This is a genomic window from Pseudomonas sp. 57B-090624 (assembly GCF_003234055.1).
GTDB lineage: Bacteria > Pseudomonadota > Gammaproteobacteria > Pseudomonadales > Pseudomonadaceae > Metapseudomonas > Metapseudomonas tohonis.
On the sequence record NZ_QKRU01000033.1, the window covers coordinates 21,822 to 41,239 of the forward strand.

At 64.4% G+C, this 19,418-nt stretch carries 18 protein-coding genes; 1 reads left to right on the forward strand and 17 read right to left on the reverse strand.

Annotated elements, in window-relative coordinates; translation table 11 throughout:
- Positions 1–41 precede the first annotated feature (41 nt).
- The 5 genes from nuoF to DMX10_RS16780 all read right to left on the reverse strand — a co-directional run bounded on the left by nuoF (position 42) and on the right by DMX10_RS16780 (position 4,825).
- Positions 42–1,388: an NADH-quinone oxidoreductase subunit NuoF gene (nuoF, locus tag DMX10_RS16760; protein WP_111262126.1), complete on the reverse strand. Its 1,347-nt coding sequence runs from the start codon at positions 1,386–1,388 to the stop codon at positions 42–44.
- Positions 1,385–1,876 (reverse strand): NADH-quinone oxidoreductase subunit NuoE, encoded by a 492-nt coding sequence (gene nuoE / locus DMX10_RS16765; protein ID WP_111262127.1) that lies wholly within the window; start codon positions 1,874–1,876, stop codon positions 1,385–1,387. Before nuoE ends, nuoF begins: the two co-directional genes overlap by 4 nt.
- A 1-nt stretch (position 1,877) precedes the next feature.
- Positions 1,878–3,659 (reverse strand): NADH-quinone oxidoreductase subunit C/D, encoded by a 1,782-nt coding sequence (gene nuoC / locus DMX10_RS16770; protein ID WP_111262128.1) that lies wholly within the window; start codon positions 3,657–3,659, stop codon positions 1,878–1,880.
- Positions 3,660–3,723: 64 nt separating this feature from the next.
- Complete coding sequence (locus tag DMX10_RS16775; protein WP_111262129.1) at positions 3,724–4,401, reverse strand: NADH-quinone oxidoreductase subunit B family protein; 678 nt, start codon at positions 4,399–4,401, stop codon at positions 3,724–3,726.
- A 10-nt stretch (positions 4,402–4,411) separates the two neighbouring features.
- On the reverse strand, positions 4,412–4,825 hold the full coding sequence (locus DMX10_RS16780; protein ID WP_111262130.1) for an NADH-quinone oxidoreductase subunit A: 414 nt from the start codon (positions 4,823–4,825) through the stop codon (positions 4,412–4,414).
- Positions 4,826–5,387: 562 nt separating this feature from the next.
- Between DMX10_RS16780 and DMX10_RS16785 the strand changes: the two genes are divergently transcribed.
- A complete protein-coding gene (locus DMX10_RS16785; RefSeq protein ID WP_111262131.1) occupies positions 5,388–6,782 on the forward strand; it encodes a pectin acetylesterase-family hydrolase in 1,395 nt (464 codons plus the stop codon).
- Between the two features lie 36 nt (positions 6,783–6,818).
- Here DMX10_RS16785 and DMX10_RS16790 read toward each other — a convergent pair whose 3' ends face one another.
- The 12 genes from DMX10_RS16790 to mnmA all read right to left on the reverse strand — a co-directional run bounded on the left by DMX10_RS16790 (position 6,819) and on the right by mnmA (position 19,358).
- The gene (locus DMX10_RS16790; RefSeq protein ID WP_111262132.1) at positions 6,819–7,448 is read right to left on the reverse strand and encodes a hypothetical protein; all 630 of its coding nucleotides are present in this window, start codon (positions 7,446–7,448) and stop codon (positions 6,819–6,821) included.
- A gap of 40 nt (positions 7,449–7,488) precedes the next feature.
- Positions 7,489–7,983, reverse strand: a complete 495-nt coding sequence (locus tag DMX10_RS16795; RefSeq protein ID WP_111262133.1) for a DUF4442 domain-containing protein — start codon at positions 7,981–7,983, stop codon at positions 7,489–7,491.
- A 105-nt stretch (positions 7,984–8,088) separates the two neighbouring features.
- A complete protein-coding gene (locus DMX10_RS16800) occupies positions 8,089–10,089 on the reverse strand; it encodes a PhoX family phosphatase (RefSeq protein ID WP_111262134.1) in 2,001 nt (666 codons plus the stop codon).
- Positions 10,090–10,204: 115 nt separating this feature from the next.
- Positions 10,205–10,807: a murein L,D-transpeptidase catalytic domain family protein gene (locus tag DMX10_RS16805; protein ID WP_111262135.1), complete on the reverse strand. Its 603-nt coding sequence runs from the start codon at positions 10,805–10,807 to the stop codon at positions 10,205–10,207.
- 165 nt (positions 10,808–10,972) lie between these two features.
- Positions 10,973–12,568 (reverse strand): isocitrate lyase, encoded by a 1,596-nt coding sequence (locus DMX10_RS16810; protein WP_111262136.1) that lies wholly within the window; start codon positions 12,566–12,568, stop codon positions 10,973–10,975.
- Positions 12,569–13,057: 489 nt separating this feature from the next.
- The gene (locus DMX10_RS16820; protein WP_111262137.1) at positions 13,058–13,867 is read right to left on the reverse strand and encodes a secretin N-terminal domain-containing protein; all 810 of its coding nucleotides are present in this window, start codon (positions 13,865–13,867) and stop codon (positions 13,058–13,060) included.
- Positions 13,864–14,493, reverse strand: a complete 630-nt coding sequence (locus DMX10_RS16825; RefSeq protein ID WP_111262138.1) for a histone acetyltransferase HPA2 — start codon at positions 14,491–14,493, stop codon at positions 13,864–13,866. Before DMX10_RS16825 ends, DMX10_RS16820 begins: the two co-directional genes overlap by 4 nt.
- A gap of 8 nt (positions 14,494–14,501) precedes the next feature.
- On the reverse strand, positions 14,502–14,927 hold the full coding sequence (locus DMX10_RS16830; RefSeq protein WP_111262139.1) for a GNAT family N-acetyltransferase: 426 nt from the start codon (positions 14,925–14,927) through the stop codon (positions 14,502–14,504).
- The gene (locus tag DMX10_RS16835) at positions 14,920–16,086 is read right to left on the reverse strand and encodes a cupin domain-containing protein (protein WP_111262140.1); all 1,167 of its coding nucleotides are present in this window, start codon (positions 16,084–16,086) and stop codon (positions 14,920–14,922) included. The genes DMX10_RS16830 and DMX10_RS16835 overlap by 8 nt, the downstream gene beginning before the upstream one ends.
- A gap of 60 nt (positions 16,087–16,146) precedes the next feature.
- Complete coding sequence (gene purB, locus DMX10_RS16840) at positions 16,147–17,517, reverse strand: adenylosuccinate lyase (RefSeq protein ID WP_111262141.1); 1,371 nt, start codon at positions 17,515–17,517, stop codon at positions 16,147–16,149.
- Between the two features lie 105 nt (positions 17,518–17,622).
- Positions 17,623–18,243 carry a high frequency lysogenization protein HflD gene (gene hflD, locus DMX10_RS16845; RefSeq protein ID WP_111262142.1) on the reverse strand — a complete coding sequence of 207 codons (621 nt, stop codon included), beginning with the start codon at positions 18,241–18,243 and terminating at the stop codon, positions 17,623–17,625.
- Positions 18,240–19,358, reverse strand: coding sequence for a tRNA 2-thiouridine(34) synthase MnmA (gene mnmA / locus DMX10_RS16850; protein WP_111262143.1), 1,119 nt, complete (start codon positions 19,356–19,358; stop codon positions 18,240–18,242). Before mnmA ends, hflD begins: the two co-directional genes overlap by 4 nt.
- Positions 19,359–19,418: the final 60 nt, after the last annotated feature.

The window sequence follows — 19,418 nt, forward strand, 5'->3', positions numbered from 1 at the left end:
CGGGGCCGCGCGCGGCGGCCGCCAACCGGCGGAACTGGCTCTTATGCGCCGACCGGTTCGGGTCGGATCACCGGTGCGTTCTCGGCGATGCCCGCTTCGAACTCCGGACGGAAATACTTCATCGCGCTACCCAGTGGCTCGACGGCGCCCGGTGCGTGGGCACAGAAGGTCTTGCCTGGGCCGAGGAAGTTGACCAGCCCTTCGAGGGTCTCCAGGTCGCCTCGCTGGCCTTCGCCGCGCTCGAGGGCGCGCAGGACCTTGACGCTCCAGGGCAGGCCGTCACGGCACGGCGTGCACCAGCCGCAGGACTCGCGGGCGAAGAACTCTTCCATGTTGCGCAGCAGGGAGACCATGTTGATGCTGTCGTCCACGGCGAGCGCCAGGCCGGTGCCCATGCGGGTGCCGACCTTGGCGATGCCGGCGGCGTACATGGGGGCATCCAGGTGTTCGGGGAGCAGGAAGCCGGTGCCGGCGCCGCCGGGCTGCCAGGCTTTCAGCTTGAAGCCATCGCGCATGCCGCCGGCGTAGTCCTCGAAGAGTTCACGGGCGGGGACGCCGAAGGGCAGTTCCCACAGGCCGGGGTTCTTCACCTTGCCGGAGAAGCCCATGAGCTTGGTGCCCATGTCTTCGCTGCCCGGACGGGCGAGGCCCTTGTACCAGTCCACGCCGTTGGCGACGATCGCCGGCACGTTGCACAGGGTCTCGACGTTGTTGACGCAGGTGGGCTTGCCCCAGACGCCGACGGCGGCGGGGAAGGGCGGCTTGGAGCGCGGGTTGGCGCGGCGGCCTTCCAGCGAGTTGATCAGGGCGGTTTCCTCGCCGCAGATGTAGCGGCCGGCACCGGTGTGGACGAACAGCTCGAAATCGAAGCCCGACCCGAGGATGTTCTTGCCCAGCAGGCCGGCGGCCTTGGCTTCGTCGATGGCGCGGTTGAGGTTGCGCGCTGCGTCGACGTATTCGCCACGCAGGAAGATGTAGCCGCGATAGGCCTTGAGCGCGCGGGCGCTGATCAGCATGCCTTCCACCAGCAGGTGGGGCAGCTGTTCCATCAGCATGCGGTCCTTCCAGGTGTTGGGCTCCATTTCATCCGCGTTGCACAGCAGGTAGCGGATGTTCATGGATTCGTCGGCTGGCATCAGGCCCCACTTGACGCCGGTGGGGAAGCCCGCGCCGCCGCGGCCCTTGAGGCCGGAGTCCTTGACGGTCTGCACGATGTCGGCCTGGGCCATCTCGCCCAGGGCCTTGCGTGCGGCTGCGTAGCCGTTCTTCTGCTGGTATTCCTCGAGCCAGACGGGCTGAGCGTCGTCACGCAGGCGCCAGGTCAGCGGGTGCGTCTCGGCGCTGCGCTGGATGCGGTTGGCTGGGCCGACGGAGGTGAGGGTCTTCATTGATAGGCCTCCAGCAGTTGCGCGACGCCGTCGGCGCTGACGTTGCCGAAGGTGTCGTCGTCGATCATCAGGGCCGGGGCCTTGTCGCAATTGCCCAGGCAGCACACCGGCAACAGGGTGAAGCGATTGTCGGCGGTGGTCTGGCCGAGGCCGATGCCGAGGTTCTGCTGGATGCTGCCGAGTACCGACTCATGGCCGCCGACGTAGCAGGTCATGCTGTCGCAAACGCGGATGATGTGGCGGCCCACCGGCTGGCGGAAGATCTGACTATAGAAGGTGGCCACGCCCTCGACGTCGCTGGCGGGGATGCCGAGGATCTCGCCGATGGCATCGGCGGCGCCGTCAGGCACCCAGCCGCGCTCCTTCTGGACGATCTTCAGGGCTTCGATGGACGCCGCGCGCGGGTCCTCGTAGTGATGCATCTCGTGCTCGATGGCCGAGCGCTCGGTTTCGCTGAGGGTGAAACGGTCGGTCTGGATAATGCTCATGTCAGCGGTCCACGTCAGCCATAACGAAGTCGATACTGCCCAGGTAGGCGATCAGGTCGGCCACCATGCTGCCGCGGATCACCGAGGGGATCTGCTGCAGGTGGGGGAAGCTGGGCGTCCGGATCCGGGTGCGGTAGCTCATGGTGCTGCCATCGCTCGTCAGGTAGTAGCTGTTGATGCCCTTGGTCGCCTCGATCATCTGGAAGGCTTCGTTGGCCGGCATGACCGGGCCCCAGGAAACCTGCAGGAAGTGGGTGATCAGGGTTTCGATGTGCTGCAGCGTGCGCTCTTTCGGCGGCGGCGTGGTCAGCGGGTGGTCGGCCTTGTAGGGGCCTTCCGGCATGTTCTTCAGGCACTGGTCGATGATGCGGATGCTCTGGCGCATCTCTTCGACGCGGACCATGCAGCGGTCATAGGCGTCGCCGTTGTGGGCCAGCGGCACTTCGAACTCGAAGTTCTCGTAGCCGGAGTAGGGGCGGGCCTTGCGCAGGTCGAAGTCCAGGCCGGTGGAGCGCAGGCCGGCACCGGTGACCCCCCATTCCAGGGCTTCCTTGGTGTTGTACTGGGCGACGCCGATGGTGCGGCCCTTGAGGATGCTGTTCTTCAGCGCCGCCTTGGTGTACTCGTCCAGGCGCTTGGGCAGCCATTCGACGAACTCCTTGACCAGGCCGTCCCAGCCGCGCGGCAGGTCGTGGGCAACCCCGCCGATGCGGTACCAGGCCGGGTGCAGGCGGAAGCCGGTGATGGCCTCGATGACCTTGTAGGCGCGCTGGCGGTCGGTGAAGGTGAAGAACACCGGGGTCATGGCGCCGACGTCCTGGATGTAGGTACCCAGGAACAGCAGGTGGCTGGTGATGCGGAAGAATTCAGCCAGCATCACGCGGATGGTGTCGACCTTCTGCGGCACCTTGATGCCGGCGAGCTTCTCCACCGCGAGCACGTAGGGCAGGTTGTTCATCACCCCGCCGAGGTAGTCGATGCGGTCGGTGTAGGGGATGAAGCTGTGCCAGGACTGGCGCTCGGCCATCTTCTCGGCTCCCCGGTGGTGGTAGCCGATGTCCGGGACGCAGTCGACGATCTCTTCGCCGTCGAGCTGCAGCACGATGCGGAAGGCGCCGTGGGCAGAGGGGTGGTTGGGGCCGAGGTTGAGGAACATGTAGTCCTCGTTCTCGCCCTGGCGCTTCATGCCCCAGTCCTCGGGGTTGAAGCGGGCGGCTTCTTCCTCGAGTTGCTGCTTGGCCAGGGTGAGGCTGTAGGGATCGAACTCGGTGGCGCGCGCCGGGTAGTCCTTGCGCAGCGGGTGGCCTTCCCAGGTGGGCGGCATCATGATCCGCGAGAGGTGCGGGTGGCCGGTGAAGTGCACGCCGTACAGGTCCCAGACTTCACGCTCGTACCAGTTGGCGTTGGGCCAGATACCGGTGACGCTGGGCAGGTTGAGATCGCCTTCCTGGAGCGACACCTTGATCATCACGTCGCTGTTACGCTCCATGGAGATCAGGTGGTAGAACACGGTGAAGTCGGCGCCCGGCAGGCCGCGGCGCTGCGTACGCAGGCGCTCGTCGACGCCGTGCAGGTCGTACAGCATGACGAAGGGACGCGGCGAATTGCGCAGGAAGGTCAGCACCTCGACGAGCTTCTCGCGAGCCACCCAGATAACCGGCATGCCGGTGCGGGTGGCCTGGAGGGTGAAGCTCTCGGCGCCAAAGCGGGAATTCAGTTCAACAACGACATCTTGGTCGTCAGCCTTGTAAGGCGGAATAGACAGAACGGTGTCTGCAGTCATGGTCTCGGTCGCTTTCGGTCAACGTACAGAGTGAGCCGGGCCTCTTCTTGTGGAAGAGACCGGATCAGACTTCGTCGGGGCTGCGCAGGTTGGTGACCTGGATACGCTGTTCGCGGCGCTGTTCCTTCTGCGACGGCATTTCGGCACGGTAGATGCCTTGGTCGCCGACGACCCAGGAAAGCGGGCGGCGCTCCTGGCCGATGGACTCCTGCAGCAGCATCAGGCCTTGCAGGAATGCCTCCGGACGAGGAGGGCAGCCAGGGATGTACACGTCCACGGGGAGGAACTTGTCCACGCCCTGGACCACCGAGTAGATGTCGTACATGCCGCCGGAATTGGCACACGAGCCCATCGAGATCACCCACTTGGGCTCCAGCATCTGCTCGTAGAGGCGCTGGATGATGGGCGCCATCTTGATGAAGCAGGTGCCGGCGATGACCATGAAGTCGGCCTGGCGGGGTGATGCACGAATGACTTCTGCACCGAAGCGGGCGATGTCATGCGGCGCCGTGAAGGCGGTGGTCATCTCCACGTAGCAGCAGGACAAACCGAAGTTGTACGGCCACAGGGAGTTCTTGCGACCCCAGTTGACTGCACCGTTGAGAACATCTTCCAGCTTGCCCATGAAGATGTTCTTGTGGACCTGATCTTCTAGCAGGGGGTCGGAAACGATCTCCCGCTCACCGATCGGGTACTGCTCGTTGGGAGCAGTCGGATCGATCCGAGTAAGTTTGTATTGCATCGCCAAAGCCTCATTGTTTTAGCTTCGCCTGCCGATTGCGACGACCTTCGGGGGCCCAGTCGAGGGCTCCGATGCGCCAGAGATAGGCAAGACCTGCCAACAGAATTGCTATGAAAATGGTAGCTTCGATGAGGCCCGCCCACCCGCTTTCGCGAACGGATACGGCCCAGGCGAAGAGAAAGAGGGCTTCGACGTCGAAGATCACGAAGAGCATCGCGACCAGATAGAATTTTGCGGAGAGGCGCAGGCGGGCACTGCCGGTGGGGAGCATCCCAGATTCGAAGGGTTCGTTCTTGGCGCGACCGTGGGCGCGGCTGCCGAGCAGGCTCGATACGCCGAGCATGAAGGCGCAGAGGCCGATGACGCCCAGCAGGAAAACAGCGAAACCCCAGTTATGGGAAAGAATGGCAGTGGCTTCCGACATGCCTGAACTCCTTCAACAAGGAACGGCGTTCACTCGTTATTAAAATGATCCTTGCCCGCACAAGAGTGCCCGGCAATCTATTCGGACAATTTTATGCCCGTATGGGCGTACAAGTAAATTTTTCAGACTAAAAAATTAACCCGAAAGCCAGTTTAAACACCTTGTACAGCTCTGAAAGCCTAGGGCGGCGGGGGTTCCGGTTTTTTGTCAGGCTTTGGTCGGATTGCGGCGCTATGCCGCAGGGCACAGATACAGGCTGGTTAATGATAGTCATTATCATTTGACTGGAGAATATATAACCACTACAGAGCGAGTCCTACGAAAGTGGTTAAAACATGCGCACTTAATAGCCGCTGTTACTCACAACTTCTTTCCTCTATGCCTAATTCTTATGGGGCTATCGTTGTTGCTCTGACGACCTTGTACTAGCGTGCTAGGTGCGTCGTGGATACGGCGCGTTCCCCCTGTTTCCCTGTCGTACTCAGTGGGTCGGCTGGACCACGGATTCGCCTGCCTGGGCGCGCTGGTCCACTTGAAAAACAAGAAAAAAGAGGGAATCGCCATGGGCGTTGCCAAGTCGCTGCGTCATTGCTTCGTGCTCCTGCTGTTCTTCCTGCCGTCCTTGCCTGCCCACGCCGAGCTCGGCGATTACGGGTTCTGGCGGACCTTGATCAACCTCACCTCGCCGCCCAAGGCCGACAACAAGGTCCTGCCCGAGCAGCGGGTCGGGCCCTATCCGTTGCTGGCCAACCCCGCCGGGTTCGATTCCGGCTTCAAGGCGGGCAACTACTACGCCTGGCAGACGGTGCAGCTCGCGCCCGAGACGGGTGCGGTATGCGGTAACGGCTCGCCCTACAAGTTCTTCGTCAATCGGGTGCCCAATACCAGCAACACCATCATCTATATGGAAGGCGGCGGCGCCTGCTGGGACTACGCCAGTTGCACCGGGCAGACCGGCATCCGCGGTGCGCGCAACCCCAACGGGATTCCCGATGACTACATGAAGCTGCTGAACCCCAGCGCCAGCCTGGTCAGCCCCTTCGTGGTGCGGCTGCATCCCTGGACGCGGGTGAAGACGCAGAACTGGAACATGGTCTATGTGCCCTATTGCACGGGCGACATCTATTCCGGCGACAAGGTGGCGGTCTACCAGGACCCCACCGGGCAGAAGCCGCAGCTGATCTGGCACCACAACGGGCTGCGCAATACCCGTGCGGTGACGGCCTGGCTCAAGGACAACCTGGAGCGCCCGGAGCAGATGTTGTCCACCGGCTGCAGCGCCGGCGGGGCGGGGAGCCTGATCAGCCATGCGGTGACCCGCCAGGACATCGCGCCCACCCGCGGTTTCATGATCGACGACTCGGGGCCGGTGTTCAGCGCGGTGGCAGGCGGCAGCAACCAGGCCTACCCGTCGCTGCCATTGCAGACTTTCATCCGCCAGGCCTGGGGCCTCGACAATGGCCCGCTGCAGTTGCTGCAGAGCCGCCTGCCGGGCGTCACCCTCAACGACCTGGGCAGCATCTACCCGGCGCTTTCCGCGAACCTGCCGGGTGATCGCCTCGGGCACACGCACTTCTGGAAGGACCTCAACTACTCGTCGTATTCCTACGAGCGCTTCTATCCGGAGATCGCCAACGCACCGGACCAGGCCACCAAGGAGGCGTTGATCCACGCCAAGTGGGACGTGGACACCGGTCGCCTGCGCAATACCCTGGCCAACCTGCACAATTTCGGCGGTTACTTCCCGCAGTACCGCGCGGTGAACGAGAGCCATTGCACCAGCATCATCGAGTTCGCCAATGCCGATATCCAGGAGCAGAACCTGCAACTGGATGATTTCGTCACCAATGTGCTGGATGGCAGCGGGCCGGTTATGGATGCCTCCGAGACGAGCGATGCGGCCGATCGGGCCAAGCCCTTCAACCTGCTCTACTACATTCTCAACCAGCTGCTCTGATGGAGGGGCGCGAGGCGGGCGATCCGCCTCGCGGCCTTAGTGGTAAGCCTGCTCGCGGGCCTGCTGCAGGCGCTGCCTGAGGTACTCGTCGCGGCTCAGGCCGTCGGGGATGTTCTGCATCGCCAGCACTTCTTCGACGATGCGCTTTTCTTCCTGCTTGTAGTGATCGAACTGGGGCGAGGGCTTCGCCGCCAGCTTCTTCTCCAGCGCATCGCTGCGGGCCTTGTAGCGTTGCAGCAGGGCATTGGCCCGCGCTTTCTGTTCTTCCACGTCCGTGCTGGTCGCCTGGATGAGGGCGATCTGCAGCATCAGCGATTCGCTTGCTGCCAGCTCGCCGCTCTGCTCGTGGGCCTGTACTTCCTCGGCCAGGCGGGCGGCCTGTTGCTCGCGCGCTTCGGCCGAGAGGCCGGGCGCGGCCTTGAAGAAGTCGCGGTAGGCCGAGTGAAACTCCAGGCGCTTCTCGTATTCCGTCATCCGCGCAGGATCGATGCGCGGCGTCCCCGTCGTCTCCGGCGCGTCGCTCGCCGAAGAGGCAGGCGCCTGGGTGGCCTGTGGTGAGCGCTGGGCGGCGACCTGGGCTTCGGGGGGCAGGCGCCAGTAGAGGGTGGCGGCGGCGGTAACCGCGGCGATCGCAGTGCTTGCCAGGATGAGATGGATTCGTGCCATTGGGGCTCGCCCTTCCAGTTGGGACATTCGTACAGCTTAGTCAAGGCTCGCGCTTGCGGGTGACCCAGGCCCAGATCATTTCGCAGCGGATGGGCTCGATGCCGGTTTCGTCGGTGATGATCACTGCGACACGGACTTCGCCCCGGTCCTCTTCGTGGATGCGGCGGACCTGCTCGGCGTCCAGTTCGGCCACCGCTTTCAGGCCGCCTGTGGCGCGCTTGAGGTAGTCCACGTGCAGGCTCTTTATCAGCGGCAGCTTGTCGTCCGGCACGTTCATGCCCACCAGCAAGCCGGTGGCGGACTCTGCCAGCAATGCCATGGCGGCCGCATGCACGCCCTTGATGTGATTGCGCACGCGGGGGCGATTGGCGAGGCTCATTACCGCGCGCTGCTGGCTCAGGTGATGGACGCGCACGCGTGCGGTGCCGGCGAAGCGGACCTGGCTGCCTATCAGTAGGCTCAGGAGGGGCGTGTGCAGCGTGGCGGGCAGTCGGCTTACCAGGGCGGTGGCGCGACTCAGACGGTTGGCTGGCATGGATGGGCCCTTGGTGAATGGGCGGCCAGTCTGTCACCGGTAAAAAGGACCGGCCATTGCTGGCCGGTCGCAAATGCCTGGCACTTCGGCCAGTGGCTGGGGGGATCAGAGAATGCGGCGGCGGTCCTCTCGGGTGATGACCACCGTGGAGGAGCGCGGCCGCTTGCCCGGTCCGTCCGGCCAGGTGCTGGTCAGGTTGGTGGGCGTGGAGCCCTCGCCCGGGTGCTGGATGTTGACGAACAGGGTGCGGAAGTCCGGGGTCGCGGCGATGCCGGTGACCTCGGCGCCCAGCGGGCCGACCAGGAAGCGCTTGAGTTCGCCGGTGCGCGGGTCCGCCACCAGCATCTGGTTGTTGCCGAAGGGACCGGAAGCCAGTTGGCTGCCGCTCATGTCGGTCTGGATCCACAGGCGGCCGTCGTCGTCGAACCACAGGCCGTCGGGGCTGGCGAGGATGTTGCTGGCATCCAGCGGCTTGCCGCTCGGGCTGCGGCTGTCGGTTTCCGGGCCGGCAAGCATGAACAGGTTCCAGTTGAAGGCCTTGCCTGCATAGTCGCGGCTCTGTTCGCGCCAGCGGATGATATGGCCGTAGGCGTTGACCGGGCGCGGGTTGGGCGCATCCGGCGTGGTGCGTGCGGTGTTGTTGGTGAGGGTGAAGTACACCTCGCCGTTGTCGGGGTTCACCGCGCCCCACTCGGGGCGGTCCATCTTGGTGGCGCCGACCACGTCCGCCGCCAGACGGGTGTTGATCAGCACCTCGCCCTGGTCGGCGAAGGCCACGCCTGCGGCGAGGCAGGCCTTGAGGAAGGATTTGTCGTTGATGTCCAGCGCCAGCCACTGGCCGCTGCCATCGGCGTTGAAGCGCGCCACGTACAGGGTGCCTTCGTCGAGCAGGCGGCCGTTGCTGCGGCCGGGGCGGTAGGCGTCGCGGCTGACGTATTTGTAGATGTACTCGTTCTGCGAGTCGTCGCCGGAATAGCACACCACCGGGCGGCCGGCCTTCACCGGGGCGAAGATCAGGCCTTCGTGGGCGAAGCGGCCCAGGGCGGTGCGCTTGACCGGTACGGAGTCGGGTTCGAAGGGGTCGATCTCGACGATCCAGCCGAACTGGTTCGGCTCGTTGCGGTAGTCGCCCTTGGCGTCGGCGGCCTTGCGGGTGGCGTCGAAGCGCTCGAACTCATCGCCGGGGAGGGTTTCCCAGCCGAAGCGGCTGCCGTTGCGCAGGCCGTAGCGTTTCAGCTCGCGGGGCAGGTCGGCGTCGCGGGTGGAGAAGTAGCCGGCCCAGTTCTCCTCGCAGGTGAGGTAGGTGCCCCAGGGCGTGAAGCCGTTGGAGCAGTTGTTCTGGGTGCCGCGTGCGGCGGTTCCGTTGGGGCTGTGGCGGGTCTGCAGCAGCTTGTTGCCGCGTGCCGGGCCGCTGATCTGCATCGGCGTGGCGGCGGTGATGCGCCGGTTGCGGCGGCTCGGCACCACCGTCCACTCGCCGCGCACGTCACGGCGGATCTCCACCACCGATACGCCGTGGGCGTTGATCTCCTTGCGCACTTCCTCGGCGCTCGTGCGCTTGCCGCTCACGACGGTCGGGCCATTGGGGTGCAGCAAGGGCGCATCGATGTACTCGTGGTTGAGTACCAGCAGGCCGTGGTCGGAGCGCAGGCCCAGGCCGTGGCGGGTGTCGATGGGGAAGAAGTGCATGCCGTCGTGGTGCATGCCGGTCTGTTCGGCCTGGTCTTGAGCGCTGTTGCTGGCGTCCTCGGCGAACGCCGGGTAACGGCCGGTGATGGGCGTGCCCCAGGGAATGAAGGGCGTTGCCTTGTAGCCCGGCGGCACGGTGATGGTGTCGGCGCGGCCGGCCGGGATGCCTTCGAAGGCCAGTCGGCGGCGCGGCTTGAAGGGGAAGCCGAGGCTGCGGGCCTCATCCTGGCCGGCCTCGGCCTGGCCGGGCAGGGATACGCCGAGGAAGGCGAGGGCGCCGAGTGCGGCGCCACCGGCCAGCACCTCGCGGCGTTTCACGCCTTCGATCAGCTCGCTGATGTGGGGGTTCCGGGACTGGTTGCTCGGCACTTCGTCGCCATTTCCAAAGAGGACGGCGTTCTCTTTCTCGTTGTTCAAGGCTCTGTCTCCATACGGGCGAATCGGCGGAGACTTGACGCTACGACCTGAAGGCGACGGAACTGTGACAGTGCGACGGGCGTGGTGCCTTATGTGCTGTGCCGCACAAAACGCTTCAGGGCGTCCCGGATGATGCAGGCGTCGGCTGGATGGCGAAGATCAGTGCGCCGCCGCGGAGCGCTTCGATCACCTGGTCGCGGTCGTCGTCGGACAGCACCAGGCAGCCGAAACTGCGCCCGGCCACGCCGTGCTGGCGGATGAACCTCTCCTCCATGTAGTCCATGGCGTGGATGACGATGGCGCGCTGCATGGCCTTGTCATTGCTCGAGTCCAGCCCGGCCAGGCGCATCGACAGGCCATGGCCGGGCTGTTCGCTCCGGTAGACCTCGCCGGTGCGGTAGGCGCCGAGGGCGGAGGCGTGGCTTTCAGGTTCGTTGGAGAAGCGCTCGGCGTAGCCGTCGTGGTCGGCATCCGAGCCCTTGCCATGGGCCACGCGGTAGCGCGCAAGCAGCTTGTGGGTGTGGCGGTCGTATAGAAGGAAGCGCTTCTGGTCAGAGCGCTGGGAGTAGTCGACCACGGCGAAACGCGGATGCTCGTTGTGCTGAAGGTGGTCGAGGATGGGCTGGAGCGTGCCTGGGGTGAAGCGTTGCTCCAGGTCGCCGGCATGGGCGAGGAAGGGGATCAGGGTCAGCAGGCAGGAAATGAGCGATCTGGGCATCGGATTGAAACCGTCGGCTGTCGGCCAGAGGTAAGTTCAGACGCGCGATGGATGCAAGGCGTTCCTCCGGGGAGGTTTCGCGGTGCATAAAAAAAGCCCCGGCATCGCTGCCAGGGCTTCGAGGCATCCAGCCGACCCGAGGGTCGTGCTGGTGAACAGTTCCTATTAGTGGAACTGGTTCATGGTGTTGTCTTTACCGCTTGCCTTCAGAGCCGCTTCGCCAGCGAAGTACTCTTTGTGGTTGTCGCCGATGTCGGAGCCAGCCATGTTCTGGTGCTTGACGCAGGCGATGCCCTGACGCAGTTCCTGACGCTGTACGCCTTTGACGTAGGCCAGCATGCCCTGGTCGGCGAAGTACCCTTTGGCCAGGTTGTCGGTGGACAGCGCGGCGGTGTGGTAGGTCGGCAGGGTGATCAGGTGGTGGAAGATGCCGGCGTGAGCCGAACCGTCGCGCTGGAAGGTGCGGATCTTCTCGTCTGCAACCTGGGCCAGTTCGGTTTCGTCGTACTCGACGCTCATCAGCTTGGCGCGGTCGTAGGCGGAAACGTCCTTGCCTTCGGCGACGAACGCATCGAACACCTGCTGGCGGAAGTTCAGGGTCCAGTTGAAGGACGGGCTGTTGTTGTAGACCAGCTTGGCGTTCGGGATGACCTGACGAATGCGGTCAACCATGCCCTTGATCTGGCCAACGTGCGGCTTCTCGGTTTCGATCCACAGCAGGTCGGCGCCGTTCTGCAGGCTGGTGATGCAGTCCAGTACGCAGCGGTCTTCGCCAGTGCCGGCACGGAACTGGAACAGGTTGGACGGCAGGCGCTTGGGACGCAGCAGCTTGCCTTCGCGGTTGATCACCACGTCGCCGTTCTTCAGCTCGGCAGGGGTGATTTCTTCGCAGTCCAGGAAGGAGTTGTACTGGTCGCCCAGGTCGCCCGGCTGCTTGGTCACGGCGATCTGCTTGGTCAGGCCGGCACCCAGGGAGTCGGTACGGGCAACGATCACGCCGTCGTCAACGCCCAGCTCGAGGAAGGCGTAGCGAACTGCGTTGATCTTGGCGAGGAAATCTTCGTGCGGAACGGTCACTTTGCCGTCCTGGTGGCCGCACTGCTTCTCGTCGGAAACCTGGTTCTCGATCTGGATGCAGCAGGCACCCGCTTCGATCATCTTCTTGGCCAGCAGGTAGGTGGCTTCCGGGTTACCGAAGCCAGCGTCGATGTCGGCGATGATCGGAACGACGTGGGTTTCGTAGCCGTCGATCTGGGCCTGGATCTCATCGGCCTTGACCTTGTCGCCAGCGGCGCGGGCGGCGTCCAGGGCGGTGAAGAGCAGATCCAGTTCGCGGGCGTCAGCCTGGCGCAGGAAGGTGTACAGCTCTTCGATCAGGCCGGAAACGGCGGTTTTCTCGTGCATCGACTGGTCCGGCAGCGGGCCGAAGTCGGAACGCAGGGCCGCGACCATCCAGCCGGACAGGTAGAGGTAGCGCTTGTTGGTGGTCTTCAGGTGCTTCTTGATGGAGATCAGCTTCTGCTGACCGATGAAGCCGTGCCAGCAGCCCAGGGACTGGGTGTAGACGGAGGCGTCGGCGTCGTATTCGGCCATGTCCTTGCGCATGATGGCCGCGGTGTACTTGGCGATGTCCAGACCGGTCTTGAAGCGGTTCTGGGCGCGCATACGAGCGACGGATTCCGGGTTGATAGCGCTCCAGCTGTTGCCTGCGGCTTCTTTCAGAGCGGCAACTGCCTTGATGTCGTTTTGATATGCGGACATGGTCAATCCTTCAAATGTGTTTGGTTGAGCACCGACTTCCCCCTGTGAAGCCCTTGAAGGCATCACGGGTAGCTCACCACAGAACGTCGAGAATGTGACCGGTACGAGTAGGACACTCGAGAGGAGGGGGTGACGAGACGAGCGGTACAGATGACTTCGCTGTCCGTCCTGTTCGCCTACGGCTCGTGGATGCCTTTGGCGGATCAGGTTCGGTTGGATCGTCGATCTGGCTGCTGCGTTAAACGCTTCCCCGTCCCTCAGGACAACTTCGTTCCAGTCGCAACCTCGTCGAACTGCCTTGTGGGCTGTAACAACACGGGACGGCTCGAAGGTATTGAGCGCGGCCCGGGAGCCCGTTGCAGGGCCCCTGGTTAGCGGGAGCGGGGCCATGATGCGCTTCAAACAAGTGTTCGTCAAACGTTTTGTAGTGATTTTTTCGCACTACTACATAAGTCTTAAGAACGACCGATTGGTCAGGGAAAGGGAGGGTCAGTCGAGGCTCTCGACCTTCAGGCGCATGGTCATGTTTTCGCCGCCCTGGGTGCTGCGGCGCTGCAGGAAGCCGCTGTCATCGGACTGGCTGGACTGATTGACGCCGCCGACCGTGATCCACTCGCCGAGGCGACCGCTGACACGGGTATCGGTGCTCTGCACGTCGATCACTCCGGGCTGGGACTGGCTCAGGCGGTCGCTGTTGCTGCTGATGCTGACGTGGACGATGTCGCCTGTGACGCTGGCGGTGACATAGAAGCCGCGGGTCACGTTGCGGTACTCGGTGTTGCTGTAGACCTGCCCGTAGGGGCCGGTGCTGGCGGTGGTGATGGGAACGCTTTGGCCGACCTGGATCAGCGCCGGGTAGCCCTCGCTGGCCTGAACCTGTTGCACGCCGCCGCCGCGGCTGTCGGTGCTGCGGCGGATGATGCGTACCTGGTCGCGGCCGCGCACCTCACCACGCCCCGCTTCCACATCCACGCCGCCTACGCTGGCCGAGCCGTTGACCGCGTAGCCACGATCGTCCTGGTAGTTGCTGTCGCTGGTGTCCACCGAGATCAGCAGGCGCTTGGGCGCGGTGTCCAGCTGGCCAAGGACCGTGCGCAGCTCCTGGATCTTCGCCGGCTCGGCATTGACGATCAGCTGGTTGCCGTAGGCGCTGACGCGGCCTTCGTTGCCGAGCACCGATTGCACCACGGGCATCACGTCCTCTGCGGTGCGGTAGTTGAGCGGGATCACCTCGGTCGCGGCCAGGAGCGGCAGGCTCAGGGCAATGAGCAGGGCGGCGAGGAGCGCGCGTGGGGTCATAGCAGGAAACTCCGCAGGTCGGGATCGCTGACGCTCTGTTCCCAGGCCTGGTCGAACTGGGCCTGGCGCAGGCGGCAGCGCCCGGGGTCGTTGTACAGAGCGTAGCCGGAGAAGCTATCCAGTTCCGGGCGCAGCAGCAGGCCGCGATCATCCACCAGCAGGTAGGCGCACTCTTCGTTGGAGTGATCGGGATTGAGCTTGCGGATCTGGCTGTTGCTGGACAGGCGTCGCACCAGGTTGAGCAGGCGATGGCCTTCCTTTACCGGGCGCGTGACGTCACGTATCAGGATGCGCAGGCGGTTGCGCGGGTTGGCCAGGAGAAAGCGGGTACAGGCGTCCTGGATGCTGCTGTGGTGGTAGAGCCAGGCTTCGAGGTCCGGCGTGTAGAAACACAGGTTGCGCTGCGCCTGCTGCAGCAGGGCGAGGGCGTGGGGGCGTGCATCGTCGGGCTTGGCGAAGCGCTGCAGGTCGGGGTGTTCGCCAAGGGTGTAGGGCGCTGGCTCCCAGGGGGCCGGCTCACGCAGATCCGGGACCGGGTTGTGGACCTCGAAACGCCCCGGTGACTGGAATTCGATGGCCGGCAATTCGGCATCGGGCTCTTGGTTTTCCGGGGCGTTGGGTTCCATGTCGACCTCTACTGGCTGTCGCGCACCATGTCCACGTGGGGGATGCCGGCTTCGAGGAACTCGCCGCTGACGACGCGGAAGCCGTGGCGCTCATAGAAGGGGGTGGCGTGCACCTGGGCGGAGAGCATCTGCTGTTTGAGGCCGCGACGCTCCGCTTCGGCGATCACCGCTTCCAGCAGGCGATCGCCGACCCGCAGGCCGCGCCAGTCCTTGAGTACCGAGACGCGGCCGATATGTCCGTCGGGCAGCAGGCGCGCGGTGCCGATGGCGTAATCGCGCTCCAGGGCGAGGAAGTGGACTGCGTCGACGTCTTCCGCATCCCATTCCTGCTCCGGCGCCACCGCCTGTTCGGCGATGAACACGGTTTCACGGATGCGGCGCAGGTCGGCATTGTCCTTCTGCCAATCGGCGATGCGGACGTGTATCTCACTCATCGGCAAACTCCAGACTTCCTTGCTTGACCAGTTCCCACAGAAGCTTACGCCCGTCCTCGTCGGCCAGCCATTGGCCGAGGTTGTCGATGTGCAGTGCGTCGCTGGCGCAGACCAGTTTCAGCAGCTCGCGCAGGCTGCTGGGCAGCAGGCGGCTCTGGCCGCTGGCGAAGAGCACCAGGCCGATATCCACTTCGGACCAGGCCATGCGGGCGCTGGGGTTGCGGATCAGCACGGCGCCATCTTCCAGGGCGCCGACGAACTCGTCTTCGTCCACTTCGGTGCCGGCGACCAGTTCGGGGTAGCGCGGCTCGGTCATGAACTGGCCGAACCAGGTCAGCAGTAGGCGTTCGTCGCTCATGTGCTCGGCCAGCAGGGCCTTGAGGCGATCGAGGGAGTCCTGCTGGATCTGGTAGGGGTCGCTGACCGGCGTGATGTCGGCGTCGCTGTAGCGTTCTTCGTCCGGGATGAACTGGGCGAGGAAGTCGGTGAAATGGGTCAGCACTTCAGCGGCGCTAGGGGCGCGGAAGCCGACCGAGTAGGTCATGCAGTCGTCCTCGGCGATGCCGAAGTGGGCCAGGCGCGGCGGCAGGTAGAGCATGTCGCCGGGTTCCAGCACCCACTCATCGGTGCCCTGGAAGTCGGCGAGGATGCGCAGGTCGGCGTGGGGCAGCAGCGGGCTTTCGGCGTCGCACATCTGGCCGATCTTCCAGCGGCGCTGGCCGTGGGCCTGGAGCAGGAACACGTCGTAGTTGTCGTAGTGCGGACCGACACCACCGCCCGGCGCGGCGAAGCTGACCATGATGTCGTCGATGCGCCAGCTGGGCAGGAAGCGGAAATGTTCCAGCAGCTCGGCGACTTCCGGGACGAACTGGTCGACGGACTGGACGAGGAGGGTCCAGTCCTTTTCCGGCAGGTCCTGGTAGGTGTCTTCGGAGAACGGGCCGCGGCGGAGTTCCCATGGGTGCTCGCCATGTTCGATCACCAGGCGCGATTCGACTTCCTCTTCCAGGGACAGGCCGGCCAGTTCGTCGGGGGAGATGGGGCTCTCGTAGTCCGGGATGGCCTGGCGGATCAGCAGAGGTTTCTTCTGCCAGTAGTCGCGGAGGAATTCACGGGCGGAGATGCCGCCGAGGATTTGCAGGGGAAGATCGGAAGTCATGGCGGAACCTTTCAAATAAAAACGCCCGGCACAGCCGGGCGTGCAAGGGAGCGATAGCCGTCAGATACGCTTGGCCTGGGCTGCCGCGTTGCCGATGTAGGCGGCGGGGGTCAGCTTGCGCAGTTCGGCCTTGGCTTCGGCCGGCATGTCGAGGCCGTCGATGAAAGTCTGCAGCGCTTCGGGGCTGATGCCCTTGCCGCGGGTCAGTTCCTTCAGCTTCTCGTAGGGATTTTCGATGGCGTAGCGGCGCATCACGGTCTGGATCGGTTCGGCGAGGACTTCCCAGCAGGCGTCCAGGTCGGCGGCGATGCGTGCTTCGTTCAGTTCCAGCTTGCCGATGCCCTTGAGGCTGGCTTCGTAGGCGATGACGCTGTGGGCGAAGCCGACGCCGAGGTTGCGCAGCACGGTGGAGTCGGTCAGGTCGCGCTGCCAGCGGGAGATCGGCAGCTTGCTGGCCAGGTGCTGGAACAGTGCGTTGGCGATGCCGAGGTTGCCTTCGGAGTTCTCGAAGTCGATCGGGTTGACCTTGTGCGGCATGGTCGAGGAGCCGATCTCGCCGGCGACGGTCTTCTGCTTGAAGTAGCCGAGGGAGATGTAGCCCCAGACGTCGCGATCGAAGTCGATGAGGATGGTGTTGAAGCGGGCGATGGCGTCGAACAGCTCGGCGATGTAATCGTGCGGCTCGATCTGGGTGGTGTAGGGGTTGAAGCTCAGGCCCAGGTCACCTTCGATGAATTCGCGGGCGTTGGCTTCCCAGTCGATTTCCGGGTAGGCCGAGAGGTGGGCGTTGTAGTTGCCCACGGCACCGTTGATCTTGCCCAGCAGCGGTACGGCGGCTACCTGGGCGATCTGGCGCTCCAGGCGGTAGACGACGTTGGCCAGTTCCTTGCCCAGTGTGGTGGGGGAGGCGGGCTGGCCGTGGGTGCGGGAGAGCATCGGCACGTCGGCGAAGCGGATCGCCAGCTCACGGATGGCCTCGGCGGTCTGGCGCATCAGCGGCAGCAGCACGCCGTCGCGGCCTTCGCGCAGCATCAGGGCGTGGGACAGGTTGTTGATGTCCTCGCTGGTGCAGGCGAAGTGGATGAACTCGCTGACCTTAGCCAGTTCGGGCAGCTTGGCGGCCTGCTCCTTGAGCAGGTACTCCACGGCCTTGACGTCGTGGTTGGTGGTGCGCTCGATTTCCTTGATGCGCTCGGCGTGCTCCAGCTGGAAGTTCTCGGCCAGCTCGTTCAGCAGAGCATTGGCTTCGGCAGAGAAGGGGGCGACTTCCGGAACGCCGGAGTGGGCGGCAAGGCGCTGCAGCCAGCGGACTTCGACCTGTACGCGGAAGCGGATCAGGCCATATTCACTGAAGATCGGGCGCAGTGCGCTGGTTTTGCCGGCGTAGCGGCCATCGACGGGGGAAACCGCGGTGAGCGAGGAGAGCTGCATGGGGCGTTCTCGGACAATCGGTCAACGAAAAGGGCGCACATCATACACGAAAACCGGCCCCGATAACGCGAGCGGGCTTGCGCCGTTCGGCGCTTGCCCACGAATTCAGTTGCGCAGCATGGGGTAGAGCTCGCCCAGCAACTTGCGGCGACTGAACAGCAACTGCCAGCGATGGCCGCCGAGTTGGCGCCAGAGGCGGGCGGAGCGGATGCCGGTGAGCAGCAGGGCGCGGATCTTGGCGGCATTGCTGGGTTGTTGCAGGTGGCGCATGTCGCCATGGACCTGGATGCGCTGGCGGAAGGTGCTGAGGGTGTCCTGGTAGAGGCTGCCGCACGAGGCGATGACGTTGTCGTGGACGACGCCGAAGTGCTGCGTCTGCTGCTGGATCTGGTCGAGCCGGCTACCGATCAGTTGCAGCATGTCCTCGCGCTTGTTCAGCTGGCGCTCCAGGGTCAGGAGTGACAGGGCGTAGCGCAATGGTTCGCGCTGCAGGCTGCTGGGCTCGCGTTCCAGGGCGCTGATCAGGGCCTTGTAGCCGTCGCGCAGGTTGATGTCGTCGCCGCCATAAACGTCCAGGGTGTTCTTCGGGTCGCGAACCAGCAGGCTGCCGAGCATGCAGCCCAGCGGGGCTTCGCTGACCTGGCCGGTCTTGGCGATCTTGTCCACCAGCACGGCGGCTTCGAACACGGCGCCCAGTGCTACCAGTTGTTCCTGCAGGGGCGTCATGGGCGGCGCACCTCGGCGTCCCAGGCTTCGGCCGTTTCGATCACGCCACCACCCAGGCAGATTTCGCCGTCATAGAAGACTACCGACTGGCCGGGCGTTACAGCCCGTTGGGGATCGTCGAAGACCGCACGATAGCCATTGGCGGTGCGCTCCAGGGTGCAGGCCTGGTCGCTCTGCCGGTAGCGGACCTTGGCGGTCAGGGGGCGGGGCTGGTCGAGCTCGATCGGATTGACCCAGAAGATCTCCGACACGAGCAGGGCGCGGGAGAACAGCCAGGGGTGTTCGTTGCCTTGGCCGACGACCAGTACGTTGCGCGCGACGTCCTTGGCCAGGACGTACCAGGGTTCGTCGCTGGCGTCCTTCATGCCGCCGATGCCGAGGCCCTGGCGCTGGCCGATGGTGTGGTACATCAGGCCGTGGTGGCGGCCGATGACTTCGCCGTCGGTGGTTTCGATGTCGCCGGGCTGGGCTGGCAGGTATTGCTTGAGGAAGTCGCTGAAGCGGCGCTCACCGATGAAGCAGATGCCGGTGGAGTCTTTCTTCTTCGCGGTGGCCAGGCCGTGTTTTTCGGCAATGGCGCGGACTTCGGGCTTCTCCAGTTCGCCGACGGGGAACAGGGTGCGGGCGATTTCCTTGCCGCCGACGGCGTGGAGGAAATAGCTCTGGTCCTTGTTCGGGTCCAGGCCCTTGAGCAGTTCGGTGCGGCCGTCGATGTCGCGGCGACGTACGTAATGGCCGGTGGCGATGAGGTCGGCACCGAGCATCAGGGCGTAGTCGAGGAAGGCTTTGAACTTGATCTCGCGGTTGCAGAGGATGTCCGGGTTGGGCGTGCGGCCCGCCTTGTATTCGGCGAGGAAGTGCTCGAACACGTTGTCCCAGTACTCGGCGGCGAAGTTGGCTGTGTGCAGCTTGATGCCGATGCGATCGCACACGGCCTGGGCGTCCGCCAAGTCTTCCTTGGCGGTGCAGTATTCGGTGCCGTCGTCCTCGTCCCAGTTCTTCATGAACAGGCCTTCCACCTGGTAACCCTGTTCCATCAGCAGGAGGGCGGAAACGGAAGAGTCCACGCCGCCGGACATGCCGACGATCACGCGGGTTTTGGCTGTATCGGACATAAGACTCTGGGACTGCTGCAAAAAAGAACGGGATTCTAACAGGTGCGGTCGGCTCGGGCG